Annotated in this window: 17 protein-coding genes; 5 read left to right on the forward strand and 12 right to left on the reverse strand. The window is 58.1% G+C overall.

All coding sequences use genetic code 11. The features are described 5' to 3' along the window. Positions 1 to 111: 111 nt before the first annotated feature. From aspS to ACR0NF_RS12035, 4 genes are all read right to left on the reverse strand, one after another. Complete coding sequence (aspS, locus tag ACR0NF_RS12020; RefSeq protein WP_480470528.1) at positions 112 to 1,887, reverse strand: aspartate--tRNA ligase; 1,776 nt, start codon at positions 1,885 to 1,887, stop codon at positions 112 to 114. Positions 1,888 to 1,966: 79 nt separating this feature from the next. Beyond that, the gene (locus tag ACR0NF_RS12025) at positions 1,967 to 2,638 is read right to left on the reverse strand and encodes a CPBP family intramembrane glutamic endopeptidase (RefSeq protein ID WP_480470529.1); all 672 of its coding nucleotides are present in this window, start codon (positions 2,636 to 2,638) and stop codon (positions 1,967 to 1,969) included. Beyond that, entirely contained in the window at positions 2,635 to 3,282 is a 648-nt protein-coding gene (locus ACR0NF_RS12030; protein ID WP_480470530.1) for an aminotransferase class IV family protein, read from the reverse strand. The genes ACR0NF_RS12025 and ACR0NF_RS12030 overlap by 4 nt, the downstream gene beginning before the upstream one ends. Further along, a complete protein-coding gene (locus tag ACR0NF_RS12035; protein WP_480667613.1) occupies positions 3,237 to 4,364 on the reverse strand; it encodes an aminodeoxychorismate synthase component I in 1,128 nt (375 codons plus the stop codon). Before ACR0NF_RS12035 ends, ACR0NF_RS12030 begins: the two co-directional genes overlap by 46 nt. Before the next feature lie 177 nt (positions 4,365 to 4,541). Here ACR0NF_RS12035 and carB point away from each other — a divergent pair, with 177 nt between their 5' ends. Next, complete coding sequence (gene carB, locus ACR0NF_RS12040; protein ID WP_480470531.1) at positions 4,542 to 7,886, forward strand: carbamoyl-phosphate synthase large subunit; 3,345 nt, start codon at positions 4,542 to 4,544, stop codon at positions 7,884 to 7,886. A 103-nt stretch (positions 7,887 to 7,989) separates the two neighbouring features. Then, a complete protein-coding gene (locus ACR0NF_RS12045; RefSeq protein WP_480667590.1) occupies positions 7,990 to 8,400 on the forward strand; it encodes a VOC family protein in 411 nt (136 codons plus the stop codon). An 18-nt stretch (positions 8,401 to 8,418) separates the two neighbouring features. On the opposite strand, the gene ACR0NF_RS12050 is transcribed toward ACR0NF_RS12045, so the two are convergent. Genes ACR0NF_RS12050 through ACR0NF_RS12060 form a run of 3 tightly spaced genes read right to left on the reverse strand, consistent with a single transcriptional unit; the run spans position 8,419 to position 12,972 of the window. Then, positions 8,419 to 11,460 carry an efflux RND transporter permease subunit gene (locus ACR0NF_RS12050; protein ID WP_480778310.1) on the reverse strand — a complete coding sequence of 1,014 codons (3,042 nt, stop codon included), beginning with the start codon at positions 11,458 to 11,460 and terminating at the stop codon, positions 8,419 to 8,421. Positions 11,461 to 11,470: 10 nt separating this feature from the next. Continuing rightward, positions 11,471 to 12,508 carry an efflux RND transporter periplasmic adaptor subunit gene (locus tag ACR0NF_RS12055; RefSeq protein ID WP_480778311.1) on the reverse strand — a complete coding sequence of 346 codons (1,038 nt, stop codon included), beginning with the start codon at positions 12,506 to 12,508 and terminating at the stop codon, positions 11,471 to 11,473. Beyond that, the gene (locus ACR0NF_RS12060) at positions 12,505 to 12,972 is read right to left on the reverse strand and encodes a MarR family winged helix-turn-helix transcriptional regulator (RefSeq protein WP_480470535.1); all 468 of its coding nucleotides are present in this window, start codon (positions 12,970 to 12,972) and stop codon (positions 12,505 to 12,507) included. The genes ACR0NF_RS12055 and ACR0NF_RS12060 overlap by 4 nt, the downstream gene beginning before the upstream one ends. Positions 12,973 to 13,126: 154 nt before the next feature. On the opposite strand from ACR0NF_RS12060, the gene ACR0NF_RS12065 reads away from it, so the two are divergent. Beyond that, on the forward strand, positions 13,127 to 14,251 hold the full coding sequence (locus tag ACR0NF_RS12065; protein ID WP_480470536.1) for a beta-ketoacyl-ACP synthase III: 1,125 nt from the start codon (positions 13,127 to 13,129) through the stop codon (positions 14,249 to 14,251). Between the two features lie 211 nt (positions 14,252 to 14,462). After that, positions 14,463 to 15,068: a hypothetical protein gene (locus ACR0NF_RS12070; RefSeq protein ID WP_480470537.1), complete on the forward strand. Its 606-nt coding sequence runs from the start codon at positions 14,463 to 14,465 to the stop codon at positions 15,066 to 15,068. 112 nt (positions 15,069 to 15,180) lie between these two features. Here ACR0NF_RS12070 and ACR0NF_RS12075 read toward each other — a convergent pair whose 3' ends face one another. Further along, entirely contained in the window at positions 15,181 to 15,642 is a 462-nt protein-coding gene (locus ACR0NF_RS12075; RefSeq protein ID WP_480470538.1) for a hypothetical protein, read from the reverse strand. Between the two features lie 358 nt (positions 15,643 to 16,000). Between ACR0NF_RS12075 and ACR0NF_RS12080 the strand changes: the two genes are divergently transcribed. Continuing rightward, entirely contained in the window at positions 16,001 to 16,579 is a 579-nt protein-coding gene (locus tag ACR0NF_RS12080) for a thymidine kinase (RefSeq protein WP_480667594.1), read from the forward strand. Positions 16,580 to 16,615: 36 nt separating this feature from the next. Here ACR0NF_RS12080 and ACR0NF_RS12085 read toward each other — a convergent pair whose 3' ends face one another. From ACR0NF_RS12085 to ACR0NF_RS12100, 4 genes are all read right to left on the reverse strand, one after another. Then, complete coding sequence (locus tag ACR0NF_RS12085) at positions 16,616 to 16,954, reverse strand: tRNA-binding protein (RefSeq protein ID WP_480667595.1); 339 nt, start codon at positions 16,952 to 16,954, stop codon at positions 16,616 to 16,618. Continuing rightward, complete coding sequence (proC, locus tag ACR0NF_RS12090) at positions 16,947 to 17,762, reverse strand: pyrroline-5-carboxylate reductase (RefSeq protein WP_480667596.1); 816 nt, start codon at positions 17,760 to 17,762, stop codon at positions 16,947 to 16,949. The genes ACR0NF_RS12085 and proC overlap by 8 nt, the downstream gene beginning before the upstream one ends. Before the next feature lie 36 nt (positions 17,763 to 17,798). Then, on the reverse strand, positions 17,799 to 18,299 hold the full coding sequence (locus ACR0NF_RS12095; protein WP_480470542.1) for a type III secretion system chaperone family protein: 501 nt from the start codon (positions 18,297 to 18,299) through the stop codon (positions 17,799 to 17,801). Positions 18,300 to 18,613: 314 nt separating this feature from the next. After that, positions 18,614 to 18,862, reverse strand: coding sequence for an accessory factor UbiK family protein (locus tag ACR0NF_RS12100; protein ID WP_010441801.1), 249 nt, complete (start codon positions 18,860 to 18,862; stop codon positions 18,614 to 18,616). Between the last annotated feature and the right edge of the window lie 88 nt (positions 18,863 to 18,950).

An 18,950-nucleotide genomic window follows, 5' to 3' on the forward strand; every position in this document is an offset into this window, starting at 1 on the left:
GAAGCATATCCGCAGCAATCGTCGGAACATGCATAACCCGCTAGACTGACGTCTGGCGTAAATCTTCGACACTCATAACGAAAACCGCCCGCGCGAGGCGGGCGGTTTCGATCAGTCCTGCGGGATAATGCGCAGACCCAGCTCCATCAACTGATCCGAAGTCGGATCGGACGGCGCATCCATCATCAGGTCTTCGGCGCGCTGGTTCATCGGGAACATCATGACCTCGCGGATGTTGGCCTCATCGGCCAGCAGCATTACGATCCGGTCGATCCCTGCGGCACAGCCCCCGTGCGGTGGGGCGCCGTAGTGGAAGGCATTAAACAGAGCACCAAAACGGGATTTGACCTCATCCTCGCCGTAACCAGCCAGTTCGAAGGCTTTCAGCATAATCTCGGGTTTGTGGTTCCGGATCGCGCCCGAGACCAGCTCGTACCCGTTACAGGCCAGATCGTACTGATAGCCGCGTACGTCCAGAGGGTTGCCCTGCAAAGCGTCCATGCCGCCCTGCGGCATCGAGAACGGGTTGTGTTCGAAGTCGATCGCGCCAGTTTCTTCGTCTTGCTCGTAGATCGGGAAATCCACGATCCACGCGAAAGCAAATCGATCTTTCTCGGTCAGGTTCAGATCCTCACCGATCACGTCACGGGCCTTGCCAGCGACCTTTTCAAAGGCTTTCGGCTTGCCACCTAAGAAGAAGGCGGCATCGCCAACGCCCAGCCCCAGTTGCTGACGGATCGCCTCGGTACGCTCTGGGCCAATGTTCTTGGCCAGAGGTCCCGCAGCCTCCATTCCTTCGCCCTGATCGCGCCAGAAGATGTAGCCCATTCCGGGCAGACCTTCTTTCTGCGCAAACGCGTTCATGCGGTCACAGAATTTACGGCTGCCACCGGTCGGCGCCGGGATGGCGCGGATTTCGGTGCCCTCTTGCTCCAACAGCTTCGCGAAAATCGCGAAGCCAGACCCGCGGAAGTGGTCGGAGACCACTTGCATTTTAATAGGATTGCGCAGGTCGGGCTTGTCAGTGCCATACCACAGCGCTGAATCCTTGTAGGAGATTTGCGGCCATTCCTGATCGACTTTGCGGCCACCACCAAACTCTTCAAACACACCCGTGAGAACGGGTTGGATGGTGTCGAACACGTCTTGTTGCTCAACAAACGACATCTCGAGGTCGAGTTGGTAGAAATCGGTCGGCGAGCGGTCGGCGCGCGGGTCTTCGTCACGGAAGCACGGCGCGATCTGGAAATATTTGTCGAAACCCGACACCATAATCAGCTGCTTGAACTGCTGCGGTGCCTGCGGCAGCGCATAGAACTTGCCCGGATGCAGGCGCGATGGCACCAGAAAGTCGCGCGCGCCTTCGGGCGACGAGGCGGTGATGATTGGCGTCTGATATTCGCGGAACCCCTGATCCCACATCCGACGGCGCATCGAGGCGACAACGTCCGAGCGCAGGGTCATGTTCTGCTGCATCGCCTCGCGACGCAGATCCAGATAGCGATAGCGCAGACGCGTTTCCTCGGGGTATTCCTGATCCCCGAAGACCATCAGCGGCAACTCATCAGCGGCACCCAGAACTTCCAGCTCACGCACATAAACTTCGATCTCGCCGGTGGGCAGCTTAGGGTTCACCAGATCAGCGTCGCGGGCTTTGACCGTGCCATCAATGCGGATACACCACTCGGACCGCACTTTCTCCAGCTCAGCAAAGGCCGCGCTGTCGCCGTCGCACAGAACCTGCGTTACGCCGAAATGGTCGCGCAGGTCGATGAACAGCACGCCGCCGTGATCTCGGACACGATGCACCCAACCGGACAGGCGGACGGTTTCACCGACATTGGCGGCGGTCAGAGCGGCGCAGGTGTGGCTGCGGTAGGCGTGCATGGATCATATCCCTTCGGGCGCAGAATTCGTCGCGCCGATACACCCCGTCGGGCATAGAAAGTCAAGGCAGGTCGCGCCGTCAAAACGGCCTTTGCACGTTGCCCGAGTAGAAATAGATCCCCAATCCTGCTGCAAAGATGATGTTGCCCGCGATGGCGTGCAACAAAACGGCGTAGAAGAACGACCCTCGCTTGTCGTAGGCCCAGGTAAATAGCAACCCTCCGACAAATGTCATGATGGCAACGATCCAGCTCCAATACATCAGGTGAGCGAGCGAAAAGAGTGCCGCGTTGAGCCAATAGGCGGCATATCCCTTCGGCAGGATTGCGTGATAGCGGCGAAAGAACAGCGCGCGAAACAGCAACTCTTGCGGCAAGGCCGAAGCGAGCGGGTAACCGACCCAGATGAAGGCCAGCAACTCGGGCCGGTGCTTCAACAGGGCAAAGGCAGCTTGCGGTCGCAGTGTCAGGACAAGGGTTGAGCAGACGGATGCCATCGCAATTGTGAACAGCAGAACCTCGCCCCAGGACCAGTTTCGCCAGCCATAGCGAAGCTCGGCCCACGAAAATCCGGGCGTGCTGTGCAGCAAGACAATACCCAACCCGGTGAACGCAAAGAGCGACGGAAACATCCAATCTGGTGGAAAGAGCACTGCGATCAGAACCGGTACGGCGAAGTAGAACAGCCCAAACTCGAGCTTCAGTCGCTGCACGGCAGCTGGGCGCGCAGCCCATTCGTTTTGCCTGCTCACGGTGTTACAAGCTCCGCCCGGATCAACCCTCGCAGCGAATTGCCGAAGTGGATCGTTTGCGCCTTCTGCAGATCGGCCAGGGTCAGCACCGCCTCTGTCGTGTTATCGTGCTCCAGCATCTCTTCGCGCAGAACTCCAGGCAAAACCCCACTGGACAGTGCAGGCGTCAGGCACGGCCCGCCGGGCATCTCAAGAAACAGATTGGTGATCGTGCCTTCGCATACCTCATCTCGTTCATTGAGAAACAAGAGCTCATCAACACCAGCAGGCAGGTTCGCACGCGCTCTGTCATAGATAGCCCGACGGGTGGTTTTGTGCCGCAGCCAGATATCCGACGAAGAAAGGCGCTGCTCAGCCACACCGACACGCCAGAGCGGCGGGTTCGGGGCCAAATCTCCGGCCGTCAAATCGAGTTTTCCGCATGCATCCAATGTCAGGCGACAACGCAGCGGGGTTTTCCCAGATACCGAATTCACGACCGCCTGAGCAGCGGTCCAGTCGAAGTCAATCTGGAACGCCTTGGCTGAGCGGGCCATACGGGACAAATGACGATCCAGCCGCACAAGCCCTTGCCCCGGCCGAAAAGCCAGCGTTTCGATCAGACGGAAATCAAGCTCAGCTGGTGGGCGAAGCGGGCTTTCCATAGCGCCTCCTCATATTCCGATGGGGCGGTGCTGTCCCAGACCAGCCCGCCGCCCACGTTCAGGGTTGCCTTGCCGTCCTCGACCATGAGCGTCCGGATGGCCACATTGAATTCAGACCGTCCATCAGGCGCGGCCCATCCGATGGTGCCGCAATAAACATCGCGCGGCCATGGCTCCAACTCCGACAATATCTCCATGGCGCGAATTTTTGGCGCGCCGGTGATTGAGCCGCAGGGAAACAGTGCCGTCAGAATATCCGATAGGCCAACCCCAAGATGTAATTGCGCCTGCACCAGCGATACCATCTGATGAACCGTCGCATAGGTTTCGACCTTGAACAGTTCGGGCACTTTGACCGAGCCCGCCAGCGCCACGCGGCTGATATCGTTGCGCAGCAGGTCGACGATCATCAGGTTCTCAGCGCGGTTCTTTTCATCTGATGACAAGAAAGCCCTACGACGTTCATCTTCGACCGGGTCCTCGCTGCGCGGCTGGGTTCCTTTCATCGGGCGCGTTTCGATCCGGCCCTCGGCATCGGTGCGAAAAAACAACTCAGGAGACCGGCTGAGCAGGTCGGGTAACCCCTCCTGCTCGACCAAAGCACCGTGACCAACAGGCTGACCAGCTGTGAGCGTCGCATACAGTGCGTCTGACTCTCCGGTCACCTCAAGGTCGATTGGAAACGTCAGATTCGCCTGATAGATATCACCGGCGCCAATAGCGTCGTGCACCGTCCGGAAGGCCTGTGTATACCTGGCCTCATCCCAGCGGGGCTGAAACGCCGTGACACCGCCCAAGTCCTTTGGCAGACCAACGCGATCCGGCTCTCCGAACACGCCAAAACACAGCAGCGGCAGCCGTCGCCCCTCGGGCAGGCGATCCGCCAGACGCGGCTCCAACACATAACCCAGTTCATAGCTTGCGTAGCCGGCCAGCCAGGCCCCATCTGCACGCGCCTGATCGAGCGCCGCCAGAGCCTGGGGCACCTCCTCCGCACTATCCGCGCGGATGATTTTGGATGGACGCTCAAACCGGGTGCCACGCCCGGCTGGTCCCTGATCGAAACGAATACGCAAGTGCATCCTCATTTGCCGTGCTGCGCGATATAGAGGATACGCCAGCAGGTGAAAGGGGGGAAAGCGGCAATTTCGCCCCTGTTTCCGATAGCTCTTGCACCTTTTCGCGCGGTCCCTATAACGCAGGACAATTTGGGCGCTGGGGCGGTGCCCTGACTCGCGGACAATCGAAGGAACAAGGCCATGCCGAGAAGAACCGACATCCAGTCGATCATGATAATCGGGGCGGGCCCCATTGTTATCGGTCAAGCTTGCGAGTTCGACTATTCCGGCGCTCAGGCTTGTAAAGCGCTGCGTGAAGAAGGCTACCGGGTCATTCTGGTGAACTCGAACCCCGCGACGATCATGACCGATCCCGGTCTGGCGGACGCGACTTATATCGAGCCGATTACCCCAGAAGTTGTTGCCAAGATTATCGAGAAAGAACGCCCCGATGCCTTGCTGCCCACTATGGGCGGACAGACCGGCCTGAATACCTCGCTGGCGCTGGAAGAGATGGGCGTTCTGGACAAGTTCGGCGTTGAGATGATCGGCGCCAAGCGCGACGCCATCGAGATGGCCGAAGACCGCGCCCTGTTCCGCGAGGCGATGGACCGGTTAGGTCTTGAGAACCCTAAGGCGACCATCGTCACCGCCCCCAAACGTGAAGACGGCTCCACCGATCTGGACGCCGGTGTCCAGATGGCACTGGATGAGCTTGAGGAAATCGGCCTTCCCGCCATCATCCGCCCTGCCTTTACACTGGGCGGCACCGGCGGCGGTGTGGCTTATAACCGTGAGGATTACATCCATTTTTGCCGCTCGGGCATGGATGCGTCTCCGGTGAACCAGATCCTCGTCGACGAAAGCCTGCTGGGCTGGAAGGAATACGAGATGGAGGTGGTGCGCGACACTGCCGACAACGCCATCATCGTCTGTTCCATCGAAAACGTCGACCCGATGGGCGTGCACACCGGTGACTCGATCACCGTGGCCCCAGCGCTGACACTGACCGACAAAGAATACCAGATCATGCGCAACGGCTCGATTGCTGTTCTGCGCGAGATCGGCGTCGAGACCGGTGGTTCGAACGTACAATGGGCGATCAACCCCGATGATGGCCGTATGGTTGTGATCGAGATGAACCCGCGGGTGTCGCGGTCGTCCGCTCTGGCCTCCAAGGCGACCGGTTTCCCGATTGCCAAGATCGCGGCCAAACTGGCCGTGGGCTACACGCTGGACGAGCTGGACAACGACATCACTAAGGTCACCCCGGCCTCGTTCGAGCCGACCATCGACTATGTCGTCACCAAAATCCCGAAATTCGCATTTGAGAAATTCCCCGGCTCCGAGCCCTATCTGACCACCGCCATGAAATCGGTCGGTGAAGCGATGTCCATCGGACGCACCATCCACGAATCGATGCAAAAGGCGCTGGCCTCGATGGAATCGGGCCTGACCGGCTTTGACGAGATCGAGATACCTGGCCTGAACGTCGGCGTCTGGGAAATGGCCGATGACAAGGCCGCCGTGATCAAGGCAATCAGCCAGCAGACCCCCGACCGTCTGCGCACCATCGCACAAGCGATGCGTCACGGTCTGACTGATGACGAAATCTTTGGTGTCACAAAATTCGACCCATGGTTCCTGACTCGCATCCGCGAGATCATCGAAGCCGAGCGTCAGGTCCGCAAAGACGGGCTTCCCGTTACCGAAGAGGGCATTCGCGCGCTGAAAATGCTCGGTTTCACCGACGCACGTCTGGGCAACCTGACCGGCCGTGACGAAGACAATGTCCGCCGCGCCCGGCGCAATCTGGGCGTCAATGCCGTGTTCAAACGCATCGACACCTGCGCGGCCGAGTTCGAGGCCCAGACGCCCTACATGTACTCGACCTACGAAGCCCCCATGATGGGTGACGTCGAATGCGAGGCACGCCCAAGCGACCGCAAAAAGGTCGTCATCCTCGGCGGTGGCCCGAACCGGATCGGCCAAGGCATTGAGTTCGACTATTGCTGCTGCCACGCCTGTTTCGCACTTACCGAGGCCGGGTATGAGACCATCATGGTCAACTGCAACCCCGAGACGGTCTCGACCGACTATGACACCTCGGACCGTCTGTATTTCGAACCGCTGACCTTCGAACACGTCATGGAAATCCTGACCAAAGAGCAGGAAAACGGCACGCTGCACGGTGTGATTGTTCAGTTCGGCGGCCAGACCCCGCTGAAACTGGCCAACGCTCTGGAGGCTGAAGGCATTCCGATCCTCGGCACCACGCCCGACGCGATTGACCTGGCCGAAGACCGTGAACGCTTCCAAGCGCTGGTCAACGATCTGGGCTTGAAACAGCCGAAAAACGGTATCGCCTCGACCGACGAGCAAGCGCTGGAAATTGCCGAAGAGATCGGCTTCCCGCTGGTGATCCGCCCCTCCTACGTTCTGGGCGGTCGCGCGATGGAAATCGTGCGTGATATGGATCAGCTGAAACGCTATATCAACGAGGCCGTTGTGGTTTCTGGTGACAGCCCGGTTCTGTTGGATAGCTATCTGGCGGGCGCGGTTGAACTGGACGTGGATGCGCTGTGCGATGGCACTGATGTTCACGTGGCGGGCATCATGCAGCATATCGAAGAGGCTGGCGTGCACTCGGGCGACTCGGCCTGTTCGTTGCCGCCTTATTCGCTGTCGGCTGAGATCATCGAGCAGATCAAGGATCAGGCGTTCAAATTGGCCAAGGCTTTGAATGTTGTGGGTCTGATGAACGTACAGTTCGCGATCAAGGATGATGAAATCTATCTGATCGAAGTGAACCCCCGCGCCTCGCGTACTGTACCCTTCGTGGCCAAAGCGACCGACAGCGCGATTGCATCCATCGCTGCGCGTGTCATGGCTGGTGAGAAACTGGCGAACTTCCCGCAGCGCCCCGCATATCAGGAAGGTCAGGACACCAAGATTGCCGATCAGATGACTCTGGCCGACCCGAACATGCCGTGGTTCTCGGTGAAAGAGGCCGTGATGCCTTTCGCCCGCTTCCCCGGCGTCGACACCATCCTAGGTCCGGAAATGCGCTCAACTGGCGAGGTCATGGGCTGGGACCGTGACTTCCCGCGGGCCTTCCTCAAGGCGCAAATGGGGGCTGGCATGGTCCTGCCTTCCTCGGGACGTGCGTTTATCTCAATCAAAGATGCCGACAAGGGCAAAGCAATGCTTGAGGCCGCCAATGTTCTGGTTGAGCAAGGATTTGCGTTGGTTGCGACCCGCGGCACGCAGGGCTGGCTGGAAGAACAGGGCGTCGCCTGTGAGGTGGTCAACAAGGTCTATGAGGGTCGCCCCGATGTGGTCGATATGCTGAAAGACGGTCAGGTGCAGTTGGTGATGAATACAACTGAGGGCGCGCAAGCGGTCGAGGACAGTAAGGCCATCCGCTCCATCGCGCTCTATGACAAGATTCCATATTTCACCACAGCTGCGGGATCGAACGCCGCAGCGCTGGCGATAAAGGCACAGGCCGAGGGCGATGTTGAGGTGAAATCGCTGCAGGGCTAAACCTTAGCAACAGCACGTATGAATTGACCCCGGCCTCGGCTGGGGTCTTTTTTCTTCCCCTTCGTGCTCGTGGCCCACATGATGAGAGCAAGGGGGAGCGTTCATGGATCTCTACACCACATACGGAAGCAACGACCTGCCGCGGGCCATCCGCTTTTATGATGCGATCTTTGCAGTCCTTGAGCAGCCGCGCCTGCCCGGATGGATCGATGGCTGGGCGGGATGGGGCACCGATCCCGATAGTGGAACCGGCTTTTGGATCTGCAAGCCATTCGATGGAGCACCCGCCAGCATCGGCAATGGTACAATGATCGCTTTTCCCGCAAAAAGCGCCGATCAGGTCCGGCGGTTCCATGCCATCGGTCTTGAAAACGGCGGCATGGATGAGGGAAAGCCGGGCATCAGGCCCCATTACCAACCCGATTTCTATGTGGCTTATCTGCGTGATCCTGATGGCAACAAGCTATCTTGCTTTTATTGCCATCATGATCCCGAGACAGAGGTGGGCGGCTGAATCTGCCGCCCGTTCCTATTAGTTGACCGCCAGACGACGTTTTTCTTCGCGGTTGAAGAACATCATGTAGAAGACCGGCGCGGCAACCATGGTCAGGATGGTGGCAAAAGCCAGTCCGCCCATGATCGTGACCGCCATCGACACGAAGAACGCATCCGTCAGTAGCGGAGCCATCCCCAGAATGGTGGTGATCGCCGCCAGCATCACTGGACGCAAACGCGAGACCGACGCTTCGACAATCGCAGGACGTAGGGCTTTGCCTGTGGCGCGGACCAGATCGATTTCCTCAACCAAGACGATGCCATTTTTGATCAGCATGCCAGAAAGGCTCAGCAGCCCCAGCAGCGCCGTGAAAGTGAACGGCAGGCCCGTCCCAAGCAGGCCGATGACCACGCCATTGACAGACATCGGGACCAGCAGCCAGATGATGACAGGTTGCCGGATCGCGTTGAACAACAGCACCGAGATCAACACCATGATCAGCAGGCTCAGAGGCAATTGCCGCCCGAGGCTGGCCTGCGCGTCGCCCGAATCCTCGAACTCGCCGCCCCATTCCATACTGTACCCAATCGGCAATTCCATCTCTTCAATGGCGCTGCGTACTTCGGAATGAACCTGAGCCGCAGTCATTTCGGGGGGGATGTCGGCACCAACCGTAATCGTAAGCACTCGGTCACGTCGATGAACCAGCGTGTTGAGCGCCTTGTATTCGAACCCATCCACCATCTGTTCGATGGGCACGAACCGTTCCGACTGATCGGAATAGACCACCTGATCGACAATCGAATACTCCCCATCCGCCGGACGGCGCAGGATGATCGGTATCTGGCGGTCACGCTCACGCAGAACACCCCCGGTTATGCCATCGGTCGAGAATTGCAGCGTGGCCGCGATATCCTCGCGCGTCACCCCTGCGGTCTGGGCGCGTTCGGTGGCATAGATCGGCTGCACGGCCAGTTCCTGTTCGCGCCAGTCGTGATGCACATGCAGCGCATTCGGGGACGCGGCTGACATGCGTTGCACAGCCTCATTGGCCAATTGACGCAGAACAATCGGATCACTGCCCGAGAACCGGGCCTGGATCGGATCGCCGCCACCGGGGCCAAAGATCAGGCGTTTAGTGCGGAACTCACCTTCGGGGAACTGGGCTGAGCCGAACGCCTCTAGATCGGCCTGCAGGGCAGGGATATCGTCCAGTGTCTCGGTACGGATGATCATGTGGCCATAGCTTGGGTTCGGTTTCTCTGCCGAATAAGTCAACATGAACCTTGTCGCCCCCTGCCCCACAAACGTGGCGACCGAAACGACATCATCACGTTCGGCCAGCCAGCCCTCGAACACGGCCATATCTTCGGCAGTGCGCGCAATCGGCGTTCCTTGCGGCAGCTTGTAGTGCACGAAGAACAGCGGCGTGTTCGAATTGGGGAAGAACTGCTGCTTCATCAATCCAAAGCCCGCGAAGCAGGCGACTGTGATTCCGATCAACCCGGCAACCACCAGCCAGCGGAACCGCAGCGCCCAGTTCAAGATTGCACCATAGACGCGGAACAGAATGCCGCCATAAGCGTCAATCTCACCCTCTTTGCCCTGTTTGAAGAAATAGTGCCCCAGCAGAGGCGTCACCGTGATCGCCAGCACCCAGCTCAGCAATAGTGAAATGCCGATCACGGCGAACAGCGAGAACAGGAACTCTCCGGTCGCATCAGGGCTGAGCCCGATCCCAGCGAAAGCCATGATCCCGATCACCGTTGCGCCCAGCAGCGGGATTTGCGTTTTTGAGGCCACATCTTCCGCCGCATCACGAGAATTTTTGCCCCGCAACATCGAGATCTGCATCCCTTCAGCCACAACGATGGCGTTGTCGACCAGCATCCCCATGGCGATGATCAGGGCGCCCAGCGAGATGCGCTCCATCTCAATCGAGAAAATCGACATAAAGAGCAGCGTGCCCACAACTGTCAGCAACAGGGTGGAACCCACGACGATGGCCGCACGCCAGCCCATGAAGATGCCCAGAACCGCGACCACGATGCTGACCGACATGGCGAGGTTCAGCAGGAAGGCGTTCGAGGCCTCATCGACAACAACATGCTGCTGATAAATGGGCAGGATTTCGACACCAAAGGGAATTTCGGAATCCAACTCAGCCAGTTTGGCATCTGCGCGCTGACCAACTTCGACGATATTTTCGGTGGCCAGCCCGGCGATGCCCAACGTGAAGGCCTCGATCCCGTTGAACCGGATCATGATATCGGGATCGTTCTGCCGCCCGCGATAGACATCGGACATATCGAACAGGTTGATCACTTGCCCTTGCGACCCGACCGAAAGTCCGGCGATGGCCGACACGCTGTCCGATCCCTCAGCCGTCAGGATGGTCGTCCGATCACTACTAGACCGCAGCGAGCCCGAGGCGTTGACCGAATCCGCGTTTACGATGGCCTCGTTGATTGCCTGCAGCGGAACGTTCTGATTGACCGAGATCGACAGGTCGGGTTCGATAAAGATCGCCTCATCCGGCAAGCCCTGCACCTCGACATCAGCGACGCCGCTGACCGTCAGCAATTCGCGGCGCAGGAACGTCGCTAGCTCATGTTTTTCTGCGTCCGAGAACCCGTTGGCCGTAACCGCATAGAACAGGCCGAACACATCCCCGAACCCGTCATTCACATACGGTACGCCAACGCCTGAGGGCAGCCCGCGTGCCGCATCACGTACCTTGGCACGCAGGCGGGTCCAGATATCGGGTAGCTCGTTGCCGTCATAGGTGGACTTGATCTCAACCTCGATCAGCGACTGGCCCGGCTGATTGACAGAGGTGATAATGTCCACCTCGCCCATCTGTTGAATGGCAGATTCCAACGGTTCCGAGACCTCAAGCGCGACCTGCTCGGCCGTGGCACCAGGGTATTGTGTGGCGATCACTGCTTGTTTGATCGTAAAGGCCGGGTCTTCAAGGCGGCCCAGTGACGAGAAACCCCAAATGCCGCCGAACAGGGCGATCAGGATGAACAGCCACGTATAGAGCGGCCGGTCTATCGAAGCGCGTGCGATGCTCATGAAAGCGCCCTCAGTTCGAGAAACCGACAAAGCGGCGGACGGCCTGACCATCGGTCAGCGCCCCGCCGCCAGCCACAACGATTTCATCACCGTCGGACAAACCGGTAAGCACGCGGACATCGCCACTCTGTGTAGGTTCAATCGTAACGGGGACCCGGCGGACGGTGCCTTCGTCGGCACCGACCGGAGAAAAGACCAGAACGCCCAGCGCGCCGCTGGCATCCGCGACAACGGCCGTCGGGGGAATGATGATTCCGGTACGCTCATCCTGCACCTGAACCGTGACCGTTACGGATGAGCCAGGCAAAATCTGCAGCCCCTCGGGCGGTGTCAGACCGAACTGGATGCGGTAAGTCTGGCCCACGCTTGAGGATTCAGCATCGAACTCTCGTATCTCCAGCGGAAAGATCTCATCACTGACCGGGAACTTGGCAGTGATCGTAATGTCATCCTGCTGCCCGGAGCGCTGAAACAGGATTTCGGGCACATCGACCTCAATCCTTAGCTCGGACATATCGTGGATTCGCACGATGGGGGTGCCTGCAGAAACGGTGCTAAACGCCTCGACCGCGCGGCTTGAAACCAACGCATCGAACGGAGCGGTCAGCGTGGCGTGTTCCAACTCATATTCTGCGTCCCGTACCGCAATCGCAGCCAGTTGTGCCGCGGTTTCGGCATCATCTACAGCCACCTGACTGGCTGCTGTACCACGCAGGCGCGACAGTCGGGCCAGGGTTCGATCAGCCTGATCCTTCTGCAGACGCGTGCGGTCGCGCTGCAACTCGAACGGCTCCTGATCGAGACGGGCAATCAGTTCACCCTTTGGGATCACAAACCCTTCGGTCACAGGCATCTCGACAATCTGTCCAGCGACCTGAAACGCCAGATCAACAGTCTGACGCGCAGCGACACGGCCAAAGAACTGGCGTGAAAAGCCGGGCGCTGTTTCGCTGACCTGCATCAGTTTCACGGGCTTGGCAGGCTCTTGCGCAATGGCGGGTGCGGTCAAAACGGCCAGCGCAAGGCAAACAGAGGTCAGGAGTTTCATTTCTTCAGTCCCTCGGGGATTCCGGTTTTCAGGATATTGTCGCGAATTTTGCGCGCCAGACGTGCAAACTCGGCGGTTTCTTCAGTGTTCAGGCCAGAAGCGCTGCGGAATAGCTCACCAGCGACAGCCACCAGCATGTTACGGGCTTCTTCGCCCTGCTCGGTTAGAACCAAAAGCCAGGCGCGGCGATCTTCGGGGTCGCGTTGCCGGGTCAGATGACCCGAGTGCTCCAGCGCATCAGCGGTCGCCGTGATCGTAGACGGCACAGTCAGCATATCCGCAGCCAGCACGCCCATACGTTTGGGCACATCCAGTTTGATCAGCATGTGACATTCCTGATGGCTCAGGTCTGTTTCGATGCTGTCAAAGCTCTCTTCCAGTTTCCAATAAAGCGCATAGACGCCCATCATCGCCTGAATCTCAGGGCTAAGGCGTCCTAGTCGGGTGCTGATCTCGTCTGACATGGGTCTTTTCCGTCCGAATCGCCGGGGAATATACTTCGAGTTATGAACTATTCAAGTTATGAAGCGGAAGACCGCGCATTCCCTTGGGTCAACACATCTTGATCAACGGTCGAAGGAATTGCATTTTGTGCAGATCATTAAATCAGGGCCCGCCATGTACACTCCTGCCATCACCGGTACCGGTGTCTATACGCCAGAAAACGTCATCACCAATGCCGAACTGGTGGAAGCTTTCAACGCCTATACCGACCGGATGAATGCTGAGAATGCGGATGCGATTGCAGCGGGCGAAATGGAACCGATGCAGCATTCTTCGGAAGAGTTCATCGTCAAGGCGTCGGGGATAGAGAACCGGTATGTGATGGACAAAACCGGCGTCCTGAACCCCGAGATCATGCACCCTTCGCTGCGACAGCGCAGCGATGACGAGCCGGGCATCATGACCGAGATGGCGGTGGATGCGTGCCGCATGGCGCTGGCACAGGCCGGACGCAGTGCCGAAGATGTCGATCTGGTGATCTGCGCCGCCTCAAACCACGAACGCGCCTACCCGGCGATTGCCATCGAAATTCAGCAGGCGCTGGGGATCGATGGGTTCGGGTTTGACATGAATGTCGCCTGCTCCTCAGCCACGTTCGGTATTCAGGCGGCGGCTGATATGATCCGCTCGGGCTCGGTCCGGGCGGCGTTGGTGGTGAACCCCGAGATCTGCTCAGGCCATCTGGAGTGGCGGGACCGGGATTGTCACTTCATCTTCGGGGACGTGGCCACTGCAACGCTGGTCGAACGGATCGAGGACGCCGAAGGCCCGCATTTCGAGATCCTCTCGACCCGTTGCGCCACATCTTTTTCCAATAACATCCGCAACAACAACGGCTTCCTGCGCCGTTCCCGCCCTGATGGTGTGATCGACCGTCGCGATATGCAGTTCATGCAGAACGGGCGCAAGGTGTTCAAAGAGGTTCTGCCGATGGTCAGCAAGCATATCAGCGACCATATGGACGCCGAAGGCATCAACAGCGATGATCTGAAACGGCTCTGGCTGCATCAGGCCAATAAAACGATGAACGATTTCATCGGTAAAAAAGTTCTGGGCCGCGAGCCGGAACCGGACGAACAACCCAACATCCTGCAAGATTACGCCAACACCTCTTCTGCGGGTTCGATTATTGCATTTTCAAAGCACTCAGATGATCTGAACGATGGCGATGTCGGGCTGATCTGTTCATTTGGCGCAGGCTATTCAGTGGGGTCCGTGATCGTCAAACGGCACGGCTGATCCGCAGGGCCTGCGGTTTTCCGGGCAGGGCCTCTCTGCTTTCTCAAGAATTTTTCAGACAGGCATAACGTCTCCTTCATATCGGAGTTCCACATCCTCATCGGATGCCCAGCGCATTCAGGGAATGTGGACGAAGGAGCACCTATTAATGCGTAAATATTATTCACGAGTTGGAATGGCTGCCCTGGTTGCAGCGCCATTTATTGGATTCATGGCAACTGAAACGAAGGCGGCTGAATCGCAGGTTTGCACTGTGAATACCGCGAAAACTGCTGCGAATGCCGGTGATTATGGCACGCTGTGCGATTGCTCGCAGGTGACGCGCGGGTTCGTGTCTTATCTGCAGAAACGGTCGGATTTCGACACGATTCTGCAGAATACATCGACGCAATGCCTGGGGTTAGCAGAGCTTCTGACTGATTTACCGACCGCATCAATTTCGAGCGCAAACTTTGGCGAAGATCGCAACAGCGATCGCTCAAACAGCACCTCTGGTTCCGGGGGCTCCGGAACCTCGGGCAATAGCTCAGGGGGCGATAGCGGCGGCGGAAACAACTCAGGAAATGATGGAGGCGACACGCCCAGTGACGGAGGCGGCAAACCCGGCGATGGGGGTGGCAAGCCCGGTGGCGGCGATGACAAACCTGGAAAGGGTGGTGGCAAAGGTAATCACGGCGGTGACAAACCCGGCAAAGGTGGCCACGGAGACAAGCCAGGCAAGGGCAAAGGTGGCGCCAAGGGCAATAACGGTGGCGGGAATGGCCCTGAAGGGGCTAGCCCTGGTCGCGGCAAGAATGCCAACAACGACGAAGGCTAATTCACGAAGGTTCACCCTTCATAAAACAAAAAGGCGGCGCACTGGCCGCCTTTTTTTGTTGAAATCTAATCACGGATCAATGCGGAGGCCCGGCATCGAACGGAGCGTCAGATCAGCTGACGCTTTCTTCTTCCAGATGAAGTTTCATCTCGATCAGGACCTGTTGCAGCATACTGGTTTCTTTCAGCAGGCGTTTGGCCTCGTTGACTGTGATGATTCCGTCTTCGATGGCCGACTGATATTCGGTCATCAGCATCGCAAACCGCTGGCTCAGCGCGATAACATCTGAATTCACACCACCTGTACGCGGGCTGTCCGAGTTACGACCATCATAAGACAGCGTGATATTTTTGAGCTCAGCAAGAGCAGCCGTGACATGCGGATAGGCCGCTGCATTCTCTAGGCGTGCAACCGCGTCAACCGGCATGAAGCGGTCTGCATGTTCAGGGTTGTCGGAATAGTATCTTCCCAATGTCGCTTTGGACTTTCCGGTGATCTCGCACGCCGCTTCGATCCCGACATCCTTTACCAATGCCTCGGTATGCTTCTTCAGATAGGCCCCGATATCTGCCATTTTGCTACCCTTGTTACCTGCGCTCACTTTCCCCCGCCTGTCCAAACCGGGGAAAGGGTAGGGAAATTTCCCATATTCGAGTCATAATTGAAATGCCATAAATTAACTATCCCTCAGATATGCAGGGGTTTTGTGAGTGAGTGGCGGCCGTTCGTGCCGGTAAAGAGTGAATGTAAGGCAACATTTTTAGCCTTGCTCGTTAAGGCCGCATGTAGGCCGACGACGCCGCTGTTGAGGGCGCGGGGTTCTCCATCCCCAAGAGCATCTGCTCGGCCCCGGCAGCCGCAACGGCGGCGTCGCTTTGAATTGCTCATCGATAGGCTTGCCCCTGCGGATCGCGGGAATTAGACCAAGCGCCATGGCAAAGCTCTACTTCAACTATTCCACCATGAACGCTGGTAAATCGACCGTGCTGCTGCAGGCTTCGCACAACTATCGCGAGCGCGGCATGAACACTTATCTGATGACTGCGGCCATCGACGGGCGCGCCGGCGAGGGGCGGATTGCCTCACGTATCGGTATTTCGGAACGGGCTGATACGTTTCAGCCCCAGGATGATGTCTTTGTGATGATCGAAAATCGCTTAAGCGAGGGAGCTGTTGCCTGTGTCTTCGTGGATGAGGCTCAATTCCTGTCCGAAGAACAGGTCTGGCAACTGGCCCGAGTGGTCGACGATTTAAAGGTTCCAGTTCTGGCCTACGGGCTGCGGGTAGACTTTCAGGGCAAGCTGTTTCCCGGTTCGGCAGCCCTGCTGGCGCTGGCTGATGAGATGCGTGAGGTCCGCACCATCTGCGAATGCGGACGCAAAGCAACCATGGTGATTCGTCAGGACGAAAACGGCAACACCATCACCGAAGGCGCACAGGTTCAGATCGGAGGGAATGAGACCTATGTCTCACTCTGCCGTAAACACTGGCGCGAGGCGGTGGGCACCTGAAGAATGCTGGGCGAAAGACGGCGTTCGACCTCTTCGTCAGTGCATTCGCCCGCCAATCGGAACCTCGCCATCCGGGCCGATCAGGACAATCTCGCCGGTCTTGTCCGGCAGACCCAGCACCAGCACCTCGGACATGAACTTGCCGATCTGGCGCGGAGGGAAATTGACCACCGCCATCACCTGTTTGCCCACCAGCGTCGCCGGGTCGTAATGCGCGGTGATCTGGGCCGAGGTCTTCCGCTCACCGATCTCATCGCCAAAGTCGATCCACATCTTGATCGCGGGTTTGCGGGCCTCGGGATAAGGCTCGGCATGGATCACCTTTCCGACGCGGATATCGACCTTTAGAAAATCGTCAAATGTAATCTCACTCACGAGACAGCTCCTTGGATCGGTCAGTTGCAGCCTTGACAGCGCGATGCAGAAGGTCGGGGAAGCCTTGCTTCTCATGCATCAGAACCTCAAGCGCGGCCTGAGTGGTGCCATTTGGCGAGGTGACATTGACCCGCAGTTGCGAGGGGTCTTCCTCAGCCGCCATCGCCAGCGCTCCTGCCCCGGCGACCGTCGATTTGGCCAGCTTCATGGCCAGGTCGTGCGGCAAACCCTGTGCCTGACCAGCTGCGGCAAGTGTTTCAATCAGGTGGAAAACATAAGCCGGACCCGATCCGCTGAGGCCGGTGACCGCGTCCATCTGTGTCTCGGTCTCAAGGCGAACGGTTTCTCCAATGGCGGACAGCAGGTTTTCGGCGAGCGTCACATCTTTGTCTGATGCGTCAGAATTGCCGATCAGCGCAGTAATTCCCTGCCGGATCGCTGCCGGTGTGTTCGGCATAGCGCGCACGATTGGGGTACCTGCGCCCAAAACTGATTCAAATGTGGCAATCGACGTGCCCGCAGCGACCGAAACGAACAGGCTGCCGCCACCGCCAAGCGCTTTGATCGCAGGCAGAGCCTCCCCCATCATCTGCGGCTTGACCGCCACAAGAACGACGGCAGGTGCTTCGGGCAATGGTGTGTTGATATTGACGCCCTGCGCCTTCAGCCAATCCGAAGGATAGGGATCGATGACCCAGACCGAAGAGGCAGGAAGGCCATGCTCCAACCATCCGGCGAGCATGGCCGATCCCATCTTGCCGCATCCCAAAAGCACCAGCCCCTGCTCTGCGACGCGTGACATGTCCATGATTGCCCCTCTCGTTATTCGTCTCGGGGCAAAGCTTTACGCGCGGCCGTAGGCCTCTGCAATGGCGACTTGCATCGCCTCTTCGGGATCGCGATTACCCCATGTCACCAGTTGGATCGCAGGATAATAGCGCTCGGCGCTCAGCACGGCTGCGTTGATCATGGTATCAATCTGCTCGGGGCTGGCCATCTGCCCCCCGGCCAGCACCAGACCATAGCGATAAACCATCAGCTTCTGATTGGCCCAATAGGTAAACGCCCCGGCCCAGCATTGATCATTCATCTTGTTCAACAGCTCATAAAGCTGAGATTCCCGCTCGGACGGCGGGTCCATTTCGAATGAACACACCATGCGCAGTGTTTCGTCGTAATTCGACCAGGCCAATGTGATTGAATACGTGCGCCACTGTCCTTCGACAGCCATTGCAATCTGATCATCCCCGATCCGGTCAAAATCCCAGTCGTGATGTTCTGCAAGATGTTCAACAATGTCGATCGGATGAAGGTCTTCTTCGAGATACTGCTCGGAAAGGGCCATAATGCCACCTCACTAATCTCTAGCATTTTGGGGCTGGCAGCGCCCCAGCGCTAGTTGCCTGCTCTACAAGCCGGGCTTCCCCAGTCTGTCTGTACTAAATATGGTGCGACGCGAGCGAAGTTCTGGCAACCCTATTTATTGGGGATAACAGCAATAAGTTGTGGACAGCCTGCAACGCCGATCAAAATATTGGCGTTTGATGCAGCTTTATCTTGATTAAGCCCCACAAAGCGGCAAAATACACAACACCGCACAATCCAAATCAGGATTGCGCGGCGGATGTCTTTGCCCAAAATTCTAATTTTTTTAGGACGTTACTTGTCCAGCTTCGCCTCAAGCGCGGCGATACGCTGTTCCAGCGCGGCGTTTTCCTCGCGTGCTTTCTGTGCCATGGCACGCACGGCATCGAATTCTTCGCGGGTAACAAAGTCGCGGTCGGCCAGCCACCGATCCATCATCGACTTCATCGCATTTTCCGCCTCTTCCCGCGCCCCTTGCGCCACGCCCATGGCGTTGGTCATCAGTTGAGACATATCGTCCAGAATCTTGTTGCGGGTTTGCATGGGCTTTCTCCGATTTCACGATTGCTCTCTATATGGGTAAAGAATGGACCGGGCTCAAGGTTGACTTGCCCCGTAAACCCCGGGCAAT

The organism is Ruegeria sp. CF4 (assembly GCF_056537345.1).